The sequence below is a fragment of the Methylotuvimicrobium sp. KM2 genome, assembly GCF_038051925.1.
Lineage (GTDB): Bacteria > Pseudomonadota > Gammaproteobacteria > Methylococcales > Methylomonadaceae > Methylotuvimicrobium.
In genome coordinates this window covers 608,915-623,228 of sequence record NZ_CP150634.1, presented here as the reverse complement: position 1 = coordinate 623,228, position 14,314 = coordinate 608,915, and the positions used below count along the sequence as shown (strand labels likewise).

Sequence of the window (14,314 nt, the reverse complement as noted above, 5' to 3'; positions counted from 1 at the left end):
AAATAGAATGCGAAATACAAGATTCCGACTGATGGGATAAAGAAAATGCTTGTTATCTATAAGGCTTAATTATTGCTCTTGATGGATTACCTTCGTTTTACTCCAAAATCTAACTAAACGATACGACGCTCATTGTTGGTCGCTAAAGATACATTGAGCGAGAACATAAGCCCCCACCTTTCACCTTTCATCTTTCACCTTTCACCCCCCCGTCACATTCATATGCCTGAAAATAACCGGTTGCTCGTTGAGATTGAATTCATGCTTTTCCGGTTTGATTTTCATCGCCTCGACGATCGCATTTTTAAGCGCATCGAGGTTCCCCGGATTCGCTCGAATGACTTTTTTTAGATCGACCGAGTGCTCGTTGCCGAGACACAAAAGCAATCGACCCTCAACGGTCAATCGAACACGGTTGCAGGTGCTACAAAAATTGTGGCTATGCGGCGAGATAAACCCGACCTTGGTCGAAGTTCCTGCAACCTGGAAATATTTCGAAGGTCCGCCGGTTTTTTCGGTACTCGCAATCAAATTAAAATGCCGTTCCAAATCGGCTTTAATGTCATCGCTGGAATAATAAGCTTCGGCGCGATCGTGACTGCCGATGACGCCGAGCGGCATTTCTTCGATGAAACTGATATCCAAGTCACGGTCGATCGCAAACTGAACCAAATCGGTCGTTTCTTCATGATTACGATTTTTCAAAACGACCGCATTGATTTTGATGCGATTGAACCGCGCTATTCTCGCCGCCTCGATACCTCGCAACACCTGATGCAAGTCGCCGGTTCGGGTAATAGCCTTAAATTTTTTTGCATCGAGCGTATCCAAACTGATATTGAGCCTCTTTACGCCGACCGATTTAATCGCTTGCGCCATCGCCGCCAATTGAGAACCGTTGGTGGTCAGTACCAGCTCATTCAGTCCCGACAAACGACCCAGATTTTCGAGTAATTGCAATGCGCCTTTGCGCACCAACGGCTCGCCCCCGGTCACACGGATTTTTTTGACGCCCAATTCAGTAAATGCCCGGGCTATCGTATAGATTTCTTCGAGCGTTAAAATTTGCGCACGCGGCAAAAACACCATGTCTTCGGCCATACAATATTGACACCGAAAATCGCAGCGGTCGGTAATTGAAATTCTTACATAATCGACAATTCTGCCGAAGCGGTCGATCAATTGCGTCGTGTTGGATAATGAACTCATAAGTAATATCGATTGACTAATGTGGCAATATTATCACAATACGGCTCACAGTCTGTTTTAGTGCTTTGCTCTCGACTGCCGGTTCCAGACGCAGTCTACCGCTTAGGAACGAGCATGAAATAACCTAGACAACTGTTGGAAGGGGATTCGGTGGCTCGATTGACAGGTGTCGGCGGCAGGGATAGCCGTCGTCAAGCCTACATGGACGTATTCACGGCGTCCTGTCAAGCGAGTCACCGAACCTCCGCAAAGCCTACTACTTGTAGAAGTTATTTTGTGCATATTCCTTACTTCCCTATAAGCGTCGAACAACAGAGCCATGCAGAGCGCAAACATAACCGCGCGAAGCATAGCCGCCCCATTTCAGAACCAAAACGAGTTAAAATGTTTCGGTTATTGACTATCGAATAGAAAGGATGACTCCAATGAAAAAACAATTACACTTTTTATGGCTTGGCTTGTTGTTTTCGCTTAACAGCTTCGCCACAGAACCCGTTACCATCCGCCTGGGCATTTTGGAGTTCGGCACGGCAGCTTGGGAAGTCCAAACCTTACAAAGCGCTAAACTCGACGAATCCGGCAAATTTAAATTGGCCATTCATCCACTGGCCAACCCTGAAGCCGGCAAAATCGCACTTCAATCAGGCGCGGTCGATATCATCGTCTCCGACTGGATATGGGTATCGAAATTGCGCTCGATGGGCGCCGATTATTCATTTTATCCTTACTCAAATGTCTCGGGCGGGCTCGTCGTTACCGAAAACAGCCCCATCAAAACGCTAAACGACCTTAAAGATAAGCGCTTAGGCATCGCCGGCGGAGAACTCGACAAAAACGGGTTGCTGATGCAAGCCGTTTTCCAAAAACAAGGCAATAGCGAAATCGCTTCATCTATCGAAAAGGTCTACGGCGCTCCACCTTTACTCAATCAGCAAATGCTCAGCAACCGCCTTGATGCCGTCATGACATATTGGCATTTTGCCGCCAAACTTGAAGCCCAAGGATATCGCCAAATTATCAATGGTCAAGCGTTGATCAAAACACTAGGTATAGAAGAGGAGGTTCCGACTCTTGGCTATGTCTTCAAACAAAGCTGGGCCGAGCGACATAAACAAGCACTGACCGGTTTTTTGCAAGCCACCCGACAAGCCCGCGCATTGCTATGCGAATCGGATAAAGCCTGGCAAAAAATCTTACCGTTAACGCAAACCGATGATACGCACACTCAAAGCGTACTACGTAAGCGTTACTGCGAAGGCACCGTAAAACGATGGGGGAGCCATGAAAAAAATGCGGCTAACCGCATCTACCGTATTTTGAAAACGGTGAGCCGCAACAAACTGACCGGAAAAGAAGACAACCTGCAGCCGGGCACCTTTTGGGTCGCCGACCAAGAATAATACCAGGATGTCAATGAGTTGAAGGAATACCAAAAAACTCGAACTAATAAAAGGAAGCTCTTTCGTCAATAGCAGCATAATCAACGAAATGCTGCTGTACTCAATCCAAACATGACCATAACTAAATTCTTAAGCCATTCCAGAACACTCAATCTGTTGTCGATTCTGCTCTTTATAGGACTATGGCAGGGCCTTGCTCTTTATCTCAGCGACAATAGCCTACCGACGCCGGCAACGGTGGCCGAGGTATTCTGGCAAGAAACCTTATCCGGCCAACTGCCATATCATCTGGGCATGACACTGCTCAGACTAATATCGAGTTTTATGGTCGCTATGTTGCTCGGTTGCGCAATAGGCATCTTACTGGGCAGAAACCAAAAACTGGATGTTTTCTTCGACAACTGGCTGGTAATTTTTTTGAATATTCCGGCATTGGTGACGATCATTCTCTGCTACGTTTGGTTCGGACTGGTCGAGTCGGCCGCGATTCTTGCGGTCGTGATCAACAAATTACCGAATGTCGTCGTCACGATTCGCGAGGGCACTCGAGCGCTTGACAAGGATTTACTGGAAATGGCCCGCTGCTATCGTTTCAGCAAGCTCAAGACGTTGCGTCATGTCATCTGGCCGCAGCTGCATCCGTTTGTAATGGGCGCGACGCGTTCCGGTCTGGCACTAATCTGGAAAATCATCCTCGTCGTCGAACTGCTCGGCCGCAGTAACGGCATGGGCTACCAACTTCACCTGTTTTTTCAATTATTCGACGTCGCAGGGATTTTGGCCTATACAATCGCGTTCGTTGCAGTGATTCAAATGATCGAGCTGCTCATTCTGAAACCGCTCGACCGAAAAGCCGGAAGGTGGCGCCGATGACCGCAATTACTGTCGACATTATCAACAAAAGTTATCCCGCAGCCGGACAAGCCGGTCTACACCGAGCGATTGCAGATTTAAAACTATCCTTGCCGAGTAACGAATTCATTTGTCTGGTCGGGCCGTCCGGCTGCGGCAAAACTACGCTGCTAAACATCATCGCCGGACTCGATCGGGATTACAGCGGCGAAATTAGCGTGGAGCAACAGCATAAAGCGCCGAAAATCGGTTACGTGTTCCAAAACCCTCGTCTGCTGCCCTGGCGAACGGTAAGAGAAAATATCACGCTGACCTTGTCCAGCGATTACGATCCGAAAACGGTCGACGCATTACTCGAAACGATGCAATTGACGCAGGCCCAGCATGTCTACCCTGAGCGACTCTCTTTAGGCATGAGCCGGCGCGTCTCGATTATCAGGGCCTTTGCGGTCGACCCCGACGTGCTATTGATGGACGAGCCTTTCGTATCGCTTGATGCACCAACCGCGCGTCAGGTCAGGGAATTGTTGATAGGACTCTGGCAACAGCGCCCGCATACGGTCTTGTTCGTCACGCACGATTTGCGCGAAGCGATCGCGTTAGCCGACCGACTGATATTTCTATCGCCGCCGCCGATGCAGTCGCTCAGCGAAATCCGCGTGGACATTCCGAGAGACATACGCGACGACGAGACGGCTATTGAGGCGTTCAGACAAAAATTGCTTAAGGATCATCCTGAAATCAGAGCGCTGTTATGAGCTTAACCGGCAGTCGTTTTAAACGTCCTCTCCGGTTGCCAGCAATTCCCAATTTGGGGATCAAACAGGGATACCCCACACCCTAATCCAGTGAGAATGCTCAAACTGGGAATTGCTGCACGGTTGCAGGACCGGGAAAAATACCCGATACTTGTAGCCCTTTATGCCCCGCTATCCAAGATAATGGCGGACTAATATTCCACCACCTGGAGGACCATACAATAATGATCAAAACAATCCTATTAGGCTTGGCCGCATTCGGATTCACTTTCGCGTCAATGACGACTTCAGCCGCCAGCGACGATCAATATCCGGCCAGTAATTTTCAACCGAAAGTTGTTTATATCGATAAAGAGTTAGCCGAAAAGTCGGATACAAAACCTGCAGCGCCGAAGCCAGCAGCAAAAGTCGAATTCGATCCCAAATATCCGGCCGCCTATTTCCAACCCAAGGTAATCTATCCTTGATTCGGTCGATCCTACCGCCGATATCAAAAGCTTCGTATCTGGAAATATGCTGAAATAAACGTCCGCTTTCCAAATTCGATAAACAAGCCATGGCGCAATTGGCAACCGCTATTGCGCCGCATTTTTGCCCACCTACTATATAGTGTTCGCACATCAAATTTCGGTTTTTTTATCCCCCTCATCCTAGCCTTCTCCCGGAGGGAGGAGGTATTGAAGTGCCGAAATTTGATGTGCGATTGGTATACTACCCTTCTAACTGCTAACTGCTAACTGAAAAATTTTAGGCCATAATATTAGGCCGCTCGTCACAACCCGAATCGCCGACCTTGAATCCATTACGTCAACTCGTTTCACAGACCGCAATATACGGCCTTAGCAGCATCATCGGCCGTTTTCTTAATTATCTTCTGGTCCCGCTATACACCTATACGTTCAGTACCGGCGAATACGGCGTGGTCTCGGAATTTTATGCCTATGCCGGTTTCTTCGCAGTACTGTTGATCGGCGGCCTTGAAACCGGCTATTTCCGATTTCGCAATAAACAGAATTTTTCGAACGAGACGGTCTATGCCGGCGCGCAAAGCTTTCTAGTTTTGGTCAATCTGACTTTTCTGGGGTTCATCGTATTTTTCAACGAAACTTTGGCGGAGCATCTACATTACGCCGAACATCCTGAATATATTCTTTGGTTTGCATCGATTCTAGTTCTGGACGCGATAACGGCGCTGCCGTTCGCGCGGTTACGCGCGGAAAACCGGGCATGGCGTTTTGCCGGCATCAAATTAACCGAGATTTTCTTGACCATCGGCCTCAATCTGTTTTTTCTGGTTGCTTGTCCTAAAATCGCTGCGGCCTGGCCGGATTCGGCGATTCGTTTTATTTACGACCCGGCAATCGGTGTCGGATATATTTTCCTAGCCAACCTGCTGGCCAGTTGTTTTAAATTCCTGTTACTGATTCCGCAACTGCGCGGCATACGCCTGCAGCTAAGCCCGACTATACTCAAACCGATGTTGATCTATTCATTGCCGATGGTCATTATCGGGTTCGCCGGCATGGTTAACGAAATGCTCGACCGGGCAATATTGAAATATATGCTGCCTTATGATTTGGATACCAATCTGCAAATGCTCGGTATCTATGGCGCCTGTTATAAATTATCGATTCTGATGAGCCTGTTCGTGCAAGCTTTCCGCTATGCTGGCGAACCGTTTTTCTTTAGCATAGCCGGACGTGAGGATGCACAAAAGTCTTATGCATTGATCATGAATTATTTTGTAATCTTCGGCGTGTTTATTTTTCTAGTCGTGACGTTATTCATCGATTTCTTTCAATATTTTATCGGCTCGGATTTCCGTGAAGGCCTCGATATTGTGCCGGTCTTATTGATCGCAAATCTACTGCTCGGCATCTATGTCAATCTGTCGATCTGGTACAAATTGACCGACCGCACCGGCATGGGCGCTTGGGTATCTTTGGCGGGCGCAGGGTTAACAGCCTGGCTGAATATTTGGTGGATCCCGATTTGGGGCTATCACGGTTCTGCCTGGGCGACGCTGGCGTGCTATCTATTCATGGTCGTCATCTCCTGGCTACTGGGGCGCCGCTACTATCCGGTACCCTATAAGCTAGGCAAGATCACCGGCTATATCGCCTTCGGCTTGACATTATATGCTGCGCATCATTTCGCGACAGAAGTCTATCTTATCAACACCTGGCTCAGCGCTTCGGCAATCCTTACGGCTTATCTAGTTACCGCGACGTGGTTCGATATTCGACCGCTACTGCGCCACGAACACGATATTTGATTCAGCCACCTTTCCCCCTTCATCTTTCAGCTTTGGCATGCATTCCCACGCTGGAGCGGCGGTAACGAGGAACCTTGACCCATGTGACTTCGATACCATTTCTTATTCACCCAAGCTTACCGGCTTCGAAATCGTGATCTGGGGATCGCTCCCACAAGACTCCCTTCCTCTTTCCCCTTTCCCCTTTCCCCTTTCCCCTTTCCTCTTTCATCTTTCACCTTTCACCTTTCACCTTTCACCTTTCACCTTTCATCTTTCACCTACCCAAACAATAAACTATCGATATTGGCTCGGACCGTTCTGGCCGTATTCTTCAACGCATCGTGTTCTATTTCGTTCAAGTCGGGCTGTAAATATCGGATAATACCGGAACGACCTAGCACGACCGGAATGCTGAAGCAATTGTCTTTGATGCCCTGCCAATCATCGAAGCAAGTACTGAGCGGCATCGTTCGGTGTTCATCGTGAACGATGGTTCTGATGACTTCACAAGCGGCTGAAGCAATCGCGAAATTGGTATAGCCTTTCAATCGATAGACCTCGAAGCCAGCCTTGTTGACCTCTTCAAAAATCTCTCTATGCCTCGGACTATCGGTTATCGGTTCGCCGCCGGCCGAAGCATGGCTGAATACCGGAAACTGATTCGGTCCGTGCTCGCCGAGAATATAGGCTCTTAAATCGTCGGGATGAATCTGTTCGGCCTTGGATAATAGGGTCCTGAAACGTGCCGAATCGACCAGCGTGCCTATGCCGACGATTTTTGAAGGGGGCAACTCCGAAATCCGCGTAGCCCAACAAGTCATCACATCGACCGGGTTCGTGATGATAATAAAAACAGCTTCAGGATTATTTTCGGCCAGCATTGGAATCAACGACTTGAACAACTCGACATTGGCTTTGCCCAATTCCATACGAGAAATCATGCCTTTTGTCATCGGCGCCGAAGCGGTGATCGCGACGATATCGCAGCCTACCGCCTCTTCAAGCGGGCCGCCCTCTATTTGCATCGGCCGTTCGCAAAAAGCCAGGGTATGCTGTAAATCCAAGGCATTGCCCAACGCTTTGGTCGCATCCCGGTTAACCAGCAACAAATGACTACCCAAGCCCTTCAACACCAAAGCATAGGCTAAAGAAGAACCGACATGGCCGGCTCCGATTATGGCTATTTTCATGATTGATACTCGCTATGTTAAAACGCTCTCGCAACAGCCGGGATAAAGACAACCGATTGATTATACTTCGCGCGGCCACATTTTCGGTAAGCTGACGCGCTCTTTTGTCCGAGAGCGGCGTTGCGAAAACAGTTACATAGCTTGCTATGCGCCTGTTTTCGCGCCTTGCTCTCGAACAAAATAGCATTGCCATAAAAGCCGCAAACATGACCGCGCGAAGTATATTTTCAATAGAAACTATTTAAATTCAATGTGATACTATTAGCAGAATTTTTTTAATCCTACTAAATTTCCGCAATAACGCTTGCTCGAATAACAACATAAAGTCAGACGATGGACAACCGAATAATTATAAAAATGAAAAGCGGCGGCCTAGGACGTCTCATCAACATCATACAAACCCTATTCGTAAGTCTGATGCGAATATGGACCATTCCCATCGTTCTCGCGCTCAGTTTGGCTTCCGGGTTTACGACATATTACGGCATGTCGCATTTCATCACACCCTGGATCGCGCTAATCATCACGGTCGCGATTCAATCGATCATCGTGATTTGCTCATTTGAGATCGCCGGAATTCATTGGCGCGCCAATCGATTGCGTTATTTTAGCGTGCTTGCCTCGCTGTTGATCGCATTGGGGGCATCGGTGTCATTTTCTTATTTCAAGTTTTATGAAATCTCCGAACAAGATACGATTCATATCCAACGCCTCAACGAAGTCCGCAATAAAGTCGAGGATTATTTACGCAAAATTATCGCCATTAAAGGAGAATTGTTGGCGAAAGAGCGGCTAGAAGTCGAGGAATTGAACCAACAAGTCACTCAAGCTTATTTCGGCACGCATCCTGAAATCCCTCCCTCATTAAGAAACCAAGTCGGTGAAGGCCGAATCTGGCGGCACTATAACGAGCTTTTTCAAAACAAAAAATCCGAATTGGCGGGGCTTGAAGAACAGCTTGCGTTACTCGATGTCCAAATCGGCGCACTCCAAGCCAATTTAAATCAACTTGACCAAGATTCCGAAGCTATTCGAGAAATATATCAACAGATATCGAGCGGCTTGCAGACCGTTCAATTGCAATTCAATCGGCAAGTCGCCAAATTCAACACCCATTTACCCGCGGCACCGGTATTGATGCCTTACTCGCAATATATCCAAGGCATCAAACCGTCATTTGCAATGTGGACGGGCTTTTCGACCTTTGCTTTAGTGTGCGCGGGCATGGTCGATTTTTTTACCGTACTGCTCTCCTACCGCCTGGAATTCACCGCTCCCGGTCCACTAACTGAACAAGAGGAAGAGTTGGTTTTCGAGTGCCTTAGACAATTCACGCAATTTCGCATCAACGAAAACGATGCCCTGGAAATGATTATCGAAAAAACCGAAATCGAAAAAGCCAAACGCTATATAGACTGGCCGAGAATGTTTGCGGTCGGCCTGTTGCTTAGCCGGGGCTTTTTGCGTAAAGTCGACGACCGTACCGTGGAATTCGCGCCGACGCTTTATCCGTTAATTGCCGAAAAGCTTGGCGATAAACTACAAAAAATCAAGGAGCAATCCGGACGCGCAGAACCTGTAACGATGAATACCGAACCCGCTACCCATGAACAGCACTAAATCGCCTCTGGACCTCTGGCTAGCCGATATCGCCAGCGAAGCGAACGACCAAGACGAAACTTGGGACCCGGGCTTCGACGGCAGCCGACGTTTAGTCGTCGCAAAACTAGGTCCTTATCGGAAGGCCTTTCCACGTCCCACAACATTTACTCCGCGTTTTTACCATCGTATTTATCATCTACCGATCGAAGACTGGCTGATGATCTGTCGCGCCGAACTCTACGGCGGTTTTTGCTCACTCGAAATCAATCTGACGATTCATTTTCAAGCCTCGATTCACTATGCGATGGCACATCTTGAGACCTTGCCCGAGATCAACCGACATATCAAAAAAGCTTATGAAAGCCTGGTTCGCGATGTCATCGACCAGGAAATTAAAAAACTCGACAATGGCGAATGGATAGAATCCGGTTTAGCGCCGATCGAAAAGCGAATTCAATCGCAAATCAACGAAACACTAATCACTCAACATATCCAGTGTCGTGCGTTATGCTCGATACAACCGTCTTTTGCCGATGTTGCGCAATCGCAAAACCTGAACAATGGTTTTGCTCGAGAAGATATTTATTTAAAAATCCAAAAGAAAAACTTCGAATTCAAGGAACGTCAAAATAGGGAAAACCTGCGCCAACAAGAAGAACAAGAACGCCTGCTTATCGAAAAAAGAAACCGGGAAACGGAATTAAAAATCAAAGAACAAGCACTTGAGGCAGAATCCAATTTGCGCTTACTAAAGGAGCAAGAGCGACAAATAACCGAGCAATTCAACCTGGAAGAACGCCTGTACATAGAGCGCGTCCGGCATCAAACCCGTCTGCAAGAGCTTGAGCAGGAAACGCAACGAGAATTGCAACGCCAACAACTGGCTAAACAACTTGAAAACGAGCAACGACTGCAAGAAGAAAAGTTGAGGCATCAACAGTTACTGAAAGAAAAAGAGCTCGCAGCCGAACTCAAACTGTTCGAAGAACAACAAGCTCAATGGAATGCCGCGAAAGAACGCATGCAACAAGAAAAGCTCAAACAGGAACAGCGCTTAAAACAAATCGAATCCGAAGCGGAACGGGCTTTAGCTGCGCAAAAACAATCAGAAGCTCAGAAATTGCAGGAAAAGTTGCATGCGAAAAGGCTGCAACACGAAAGCCGCCTGAAGGAAATGGAACTGGCGATGCAGATCGAAGAGCAGAAAAAACGCTATGAAGCCACTCAGGAAACTTCCGAATATTTACGCAGGGATATCGAGCTACTGGTACTCGAGAAACGGCGCAACGAAATGATACAGGCCGCGAGAAAAGCCAAGCAATCCACCGACCAAGCTCCTCGGGAACTGCCGTTGAATTCGGAGCCCGAATAAAGCAACACAAAACTCAAATAGGCATCGATGAACAAACAATAATCCTAAAAAGAGCAGCTAAGAGACTCAAACTACCCGTTCGCTCTGAGCCCTTCGTCTGCGCTCAAGAGAGCCTTGTCGAAGGGTGAGGGTAGTTTGAGGCTTCACCAAGCCGGTGAAAGTGTTGTAGACCGTTCATGCTTCGACTTGGCTCAGCACGAACGGTCTACAACACATGCCAACTGCTCTTCTTAGGATAATCATATTCAATAACCGAACAGGAAGGCTGCCATGTACTTATTCCATAAAGCCGCAAAAATAATATTGTTATTACGACATAACCTTGCAACAACCATCATTGTTCTGTTATTCGGTATTGTCATTTTTAAGTTGATCGGTGCTTACATCAGTTCCAATATCGACGACGGCGAATGGGAACAATTTAAAATCGACCACGATTGCCAACCGTTTATCAACGACAGCGGGAGTCAACGCTTGAGTTGGCAATGCGATGACGGGAAAGTGTATTACCGTTGGCGGCAGCAGCGTTAACCTCTGGAAAAACTTCTCGTTAAAGGACTATCAAAAAAACCAACTATCGAAATCCGAACTATTTTTCCCCAGCAATTCCCAATTTGGAGATCAAAAAGGGTGAGGGGTATGCTTGGCGAGGATGTCGGCAGCAGGGCAGATTTTTGCTCCTCGGCAATTGCTCCTGCATTGCCCTACTACACGCCATCCTTGACGTAATGCAAAATCTGCCCTGCTGCCGACAAGCCCCCATGGATGGGTTTACGGCGTTCCTCGACAGGCATACCCCACACCCTAAAATCGGCGAAACTGCTCAAACTGGGAATTGCTGATTTTTCCCACGCTAATCAACCAAAGCCCGATAATGCTTTAATTTGTCAAGCGCTGCAGCTGCAGCATGATTGGTCAACTGTCCGTGATAAGTCATGACTGCTTTCTTTAATCCACTGTCAAGATGCTCAAGCCCTTCTTTATCTGCTTCGGCCAGCTTTAGAACAAAAGGCAAAGTCGCTTCATTGAGCGCCAGTGTCGAGGTTCGAGGGTAGGCGCCGGGCATATTGCTAACGCAATAATGAATCACGCCATGCGTCCTGTAAACGGGCTCGGTATGCGATGTCGGCCGCGAAGTTTCGATGCAACCGCCTTGGTCGATACTGACGTCGACAACGACCGAGCCGGGCATCATCGTCGCTATCATTTGTTCGGTGATGACTTTAGGCGCTTTGTCTCCCCTGCACAACACGGCCCCAATAATGAGGTCTGCCTCGGTAACAATGCGGCTTATATTTTCCGGCGTCGATAATACGAAATTGACTTCCGGCAACTCGTTTCTTCTCAACCAATCCATGTGCGATTTGTCGATACCGGCGACATAAACCTCGGCTCCCATTGCCGATGCCACGCGAGCGGCATGCATGCCAACCACGCCGTCGCCTACGACCAACACATTACCATGCCTGTTCTTGCCAATGCGGCCTAATTGAACGCCTTTGCCGCCATTGAACTTAGCCAGATAATACGCACCCATCAAGACCGCGACATTGCCGGCTATCGCACTCATCGGCACTAGAATCGGCAACCGGCCTTGCTCATCTTCAACCAGTTCGTAGGCAATCGCGGTGGTACCATTTGTGAGCAAAATGTCGGTCAAAGCCGGATCGACGCCGGCCAAATGCAAAAAGGTAAAAACCGTTTGTTGCTTCAAATACTGATACTCGGCAGGCAACGGCTCCTTGACCTTAACCACTAGGTCCGCCTGCCAAGCCTCCGATGCTGAAACCAAATTAACACCAAGCTGCTTGTAATGATTATCTGTAAACCCCGAATCTAATCCGGCACCGATTTCAACTAACACTTCGTGGCCTCGCTCGACCAATATTCCGGCGGCAGAGGGAGTCAGGCCCACCCTTCCTTCTTGATCCTTTATTTCTTTCGGAATACCTATTCTCATTGCGCCTCCTTGATTTAGTGGCAAGCTATCATCCGAATTGGAATATAATTCGGTTATAAAACCGGTACTACAATGGCTCTTACAAAGCTCGATTGTAATCGATTTCCTTTACCCTTCCCTATACGGAATCATAAAATTCTGTATTTCTTTTTTGGAGTCTCCATGGCGTTATCCGTTGTTCTAATCATTGTCGGTTTAGCATTGTTAGTTTGGAGCGCCGATCGCTTTGTCGAAGGCGCGGCCGCTGTTGCGAATTTTGCAGGCATGTCGCCGCTATTGATTGGCATGGTCATCGTCGGCTTCGGCACCTCCGCCCCGGAAATGGCTGTGTCCGCCATATCGGCATGGCATGGCAATCCGAATATTGCATTAGGCAACGGCTACGGTTCAAACATCACCAATATCGCATTAATACTCGGCATTACCGCGATTATCAGCCCGATTGCCGTTCACTCACAAGTGCTTCGAAAAGAACTCCCCATTCTTAGCGCTGTCACGCTATTCGCCGCTTGGCAAATTTATGACAACGAATTCACTCAATTGGATGCCTGGCTTTTATTAGCGGTGTTTGGCATGATTATGGCCTGGACCATCATCCAAGGCATGCATAAAGACTCCGATAGTTTCGAAAAAGAAATGGAATCCGAATTGCAAGCCCACGCGATGACACTTGGACGTGCTTTATTTTGGGTTGCCGTAGGCTTGGTATTATTGGTCGTCAGCTCACAGATGTTGGTCTCAGGCGCGGTCACGATTGCGCAAAGCCTAGGCGTCAGCGACTTGATTATTGGCCTAACCATCGTTGCAATCGGCACATCCCTGCCGGAACTAGCATCATCGGTCATCGCCGCCAAGAAGGGTGAGCACGATATTGCCTTGGGGAATATTATCGGGTCCAATCTGTTTAATACGACTGCGGTCGTCGGGATCGCGGGAGCCATACACCCCATGACGATCCCTGAAGATATTTTGATCAGAGATTGGCCGGTCATGGCTGCGTTAACGGCTTCTCTTTTCGTCCTGGGTTATTCCTACAATGGCGGAGGGCGAATCAACCGTATCGAAGGCGGATTATTATTATCGGCCTACATCGCTTATACCTGTTATCTGATCTTTTCGGTCACTACTATTTAAACTTATTGCCGTCACGAAAAACCATGAGTCAAAAAAAATTAAGCCTACAGGAACAACTGCTTAAGTCGGGCCTTGCCAGCGACACCAAGGCTAAACAAATCCGAGCCGAAAAACGCAAACAACCCAAAAAGAATGCCCATGCAGCTGCGGAGCAAACTCGACTTGAGATACAAAAAGCGAAAACGGAACAACAAGAGAAAGACCGCCTGCTTAATCAACTAAAAAAAGAGGAAACGGAACGTAAACAGCTAGCCGCGCAGATCAAACAATTGGTCGAACAACATAAGTTTGCGCAAAGCAATGACGGCGTAAGATACAATTTTAACGATAACGGCAAAGTTAAATCGGTATATGTTTCGGAGTTCGTACGAAATCAAATCGTCAATGGCCGTGCGGCAATCGTCATTTGCGAAAAACAATACCAAATCGTACCGCTCGAAATTGCCCAAAAAATCGAACAACGCTTACCAGGCGTGATCGTTTTAATCAACGAACCCCCTAAACAACCCGAAGCTGACGACCCCTATGCCGATTATCAAATACCGGACGATTTGATTTGGTAATTTCTTATTGAAATAGC

At 47.8% G+C, this 14,314-nt stretch carries 13 protein-coding genes; 10 read left to right on the top strand and 3 right to left on the bottom strand.

Features of this window, described 5'->3' with window-relative positions:
* Positions 1-201: 201 nt before the first annotated feature.
* Complete coding sequence (gene moaA, locus WJM45_RS02725; RefSeq protein WP_341327467.1) at positions 202-1,209, bottom strand: GTP 3',8-cyclase MoaA; 1,008 nt, start codon at positions 1,207-1,209, stop codon at positions 202-204.
* A 425-nt stretch (positions 1,210-1,634) separates the two neighbouring features.
* Between moaA and WJM45_RS02720 the strand changes: the two genes are divergently transcribed.
* The 5 genes from WJM45_RS02720 to WJM45_RS02700 all read left to right on the top strand — a co-directional run bounded on the left by WJM45_RS02720 (position 1,635) and on the right by WJM45_RS02700 (position 6,494).
* On the top strand, positions 1,635-2,609 hold the full coding sequence (locus WJM45_RS02720; RefSeq protein ID WP_341327466.1) for an ABC transporter substrate-binding protein: 975 nt from the start codon (positions 1,635-1,637) through the stop codon (positions 2,607-2,609).
* 111 nt (positions 2,610-2,720) lie between these two features.
* On the top strand, positions 2,721-3,482 hold the full coding sequence (locus tag WJM45_RS02715; RefSeq protein WP_341327465.1) for an ABC transporter permease: 762 nt from the start codon (positions 2,721-2,723) through the stop codon (positions 3,480-3,482).
* Complete coding sequence (locus WJM45_RS02710; RefSeq protein WP_341327464.1) at positions 3,479-4,219, top strand: ATP-binding cassette domain-containing protein; 741 nt, start codon at positions 3,479-3,481, stop codon at positions 4,217-4,219. The genes WJM45_RS02715 and WJM45_RS02710 overlap by 4 nt, the downstream gene beginning before the upstream one ends.
* 224 nt (positions 4,220-4,443) lie before the next feature.
* A complete protein-coding gene (locus tag WJM45_RS02705; protein ID WP_341327463.1) occupies positions 4,444-4,686 on the top strand; it encodes a hypothetical protein in 243 nt (80 codons plus the stop codon).
* A 326-nt stretch (positions 4,687-5,012) separates the two neighbouring features.
* Positions 5,013-6,494: a polysaccharide biosynthesis C-terminal domain-containing protein gene (locus tag WJM45_RS02700; RefSeq protein ID WP_341327462.1), complete on the top strand. Its 1,482-nt coding sequence runs from the start codon at positions 5,013-5,015 to the stop codon at positions 6,492-6,494.
* A gap of 260 nt (positions 6,495-6,754) precedes the next feature.
* Here WJM45_RS02700 and WJM45_RS02695 read toward each other — a convergent pair whose 3' ends face one another.
* Positions 6,755-7,666 carry an NAD(P)-binding domain-containing protein gene (locus WJM45_RS02695; RefSeq protein ID WP_341327461.1) on the bottom strand — a complete coding sequence of 304 codons (912 nt, stop codon included), beginning with the start codon at positions 7,664-7,666 and terminating at the stop codon, positions 6,755-6,757.
* Positions 7,667-7,999: 333 nt separating this feature from the next.
* Here WJM45_RS02695 and WJM45_RS02690 point away from each other — a divergent pair, with 333 nt between their 5' ends.
* The 3 genes from WJM45_RS02690 (at position 8,000) to WJM45_RS02680 (ending at position 11,171) form a co-directional block, all read left to right on the top strand.
* The gene (locus WJM45_RS02690; RefSeq protein ID WP_341327460.1) at positions 8,000-9,286 is read left to right on the top strand and encodes a hypothetical protein; all 1,287 of its coding nucleotides are present in this window, start codon (positions 8,000-8,002) and stop codon (positions 9,284-9,286) included.
* The gene (locus WJM45_RS02685) at positions 9,273-10,640 is read left to right on the top strand and encodes a hypothetical protein (protein ID WP_341327459.1); all 1,368 of its coding nucleotides are present in this window, start codon (positions 9,273-9,275) and stop codon (positions 10,638-10,640) included. Before WJM45_RS02690 ends, WJM45_RS02685 begins: the two co-directional genes overlap by 14 nt.
* Before the next feature lie 270 nt (positions 10,641-10,910).
* On the top strand, positions 10,911-11,171 hold the full coding sequence (locus tag WJM45_RS02680) for a hypothetical protein (protein ID WP_341327458.1): 261 nt from the start codon (positions 10,911-10,913) through the stop codon (positions 11,169-11,171).
* A 322-nt stretch (positions 11,172-11,493) separates the two neighbouring features.
* On the opposite strand, the gene ald is transcribed toward WJM45_RS02680, so the two are convergent.
* Complete coding sequence (gene ald, locus WJM45_RS02675; RefSeq protein ID WP_341327457.1) at positions 11,494-12,600, bottom strand: alanine dehydrogenase; 1,107 nt, start codon at positions 12,598-12,600, stop codon at positions 11,494-11,496.
* Positions 12,601-12,762: 162 nt separating this feature from the next.
* Here ald and WJM45_RS02670 point away from each other — a divergent pair, with 162 nt between their 5' ends.
* Together WJM45_RS02670 and WJM45_RS02665 are read left to right on the top strand one after the other, a co-directional pair.
* Positions 12,763-13,734, top strand: coding sequence for a calcium/sodium antiporter (locus WJM45_RS02670; protein WP_341327456.1), 972 nt, complete (start codon positions 12,763-12,765; stop codon positions 13,732-13,734).
* Between the two features lie 23 nt (positions 13,735-13,757).
* The gene (locus WJM45_RS02665; protein WP_341327455.1) at positions 13,758-14,297 is read left to right on the top strand and encodes a DUF2058 domain-containing protein; all 540 of its coding nucleotides are present in this window, start codon (positions 13,758-13,760) and stop codon (positions 14,295-14,297) included.
* Positions 14,298-14,314 lie beyond the last annotated feature (17 nt).

What these genes read in the sequence shown, in the direction of transcription:
- moaA (WP_341327467.1), bottom strand. Translation starts at nt 1,209, where the DNA reads ATGAGTTCATTATCCAACACGACGCAATTGATCGACCGCTTCGGCAGA.
- WJM45_RS02720 (WP_341327466.1), top strand. Translation starts at nt 1,635, where the DNA reads ATGAAAAAACAATTACACTTTTTATGGCTTGGCTTGTTGTTTTCGCTT.
- WJM45_RS02715 (WP_341327465.1), top strand. Translation starts at nt 2,721, where the DNA reads ATGACCATAACTAAATTCTTAAGCCATTCCAGAACACTCAATCTGTTG.
- WJM45_RS02710 (WP_341327464.1), top strand. Translation starts at nt 3,479, where the DNA reads ATGACCGCAATTACTGTCGACATTATCAACAAAAGTTATCCCGCAGCC.
- WJM45_RS02705 (WP_341327463.1), top strand. Translation starts at nt 4,444, where the DNA reads ATGATCAAAACAATCCTATTAGGCTTGGCCGCATTCGGATTCACTTTC.
- WJM45_RS02695 (WP_341327461.1), bottom strand. Translation starts at nt 7,666, where the DNA reads ATGAAAATAGCCATAATCGGAGCCGGCCATGTCGGTTCTTCTTTAGCC.
- WJM45_RS02690 (WP_341327460.1), top strand. Translation starts at nt 8,000, where the DNA reads ATGGACAACCGAATAATTATAAAAATGAAAAGCGGCGGCCTAGGACGT.
- WJM45_RS02685 (WP_341327459.1), top strand. Translation starts at nt 9,273, where the DNA reads ATGAACAGCACTAAATCGCCTCTGGACCTCTGGCTAGCCGATATCGCC.
- WJM45_RS02680 (WP_341327458.1), top strand. Translation starts at nt 10,911, where the DNA reads ATGTACTTATTCCATAAAGCCGCAAAAATAATATTGTTATTACGACAT.
- ald (WP_341327457.1), bottom strand. Translation starts at nt 12,600, where the DNA reads ATGAGAATAGGTATTCCGAAAGAAATAAAGGATCAAGAAGGAAGGGTG.
- WJM45_RS02670 (WP_341327456.1), top strand. Translation starts at nt 12,763, where the DNA reads ATGGCGTTATCCGTTGTTCTAATCATTGTCGGTTTAGCATTGTTAGTT.
- WJM45_RS02665 (WP_341327455.1), top strand. Translation starts at nt 13,758, where the DNA reads ATGAGTCAAAAAAAATTAAGCCTACAGGAACAACTGCTTAAGTCGGGC.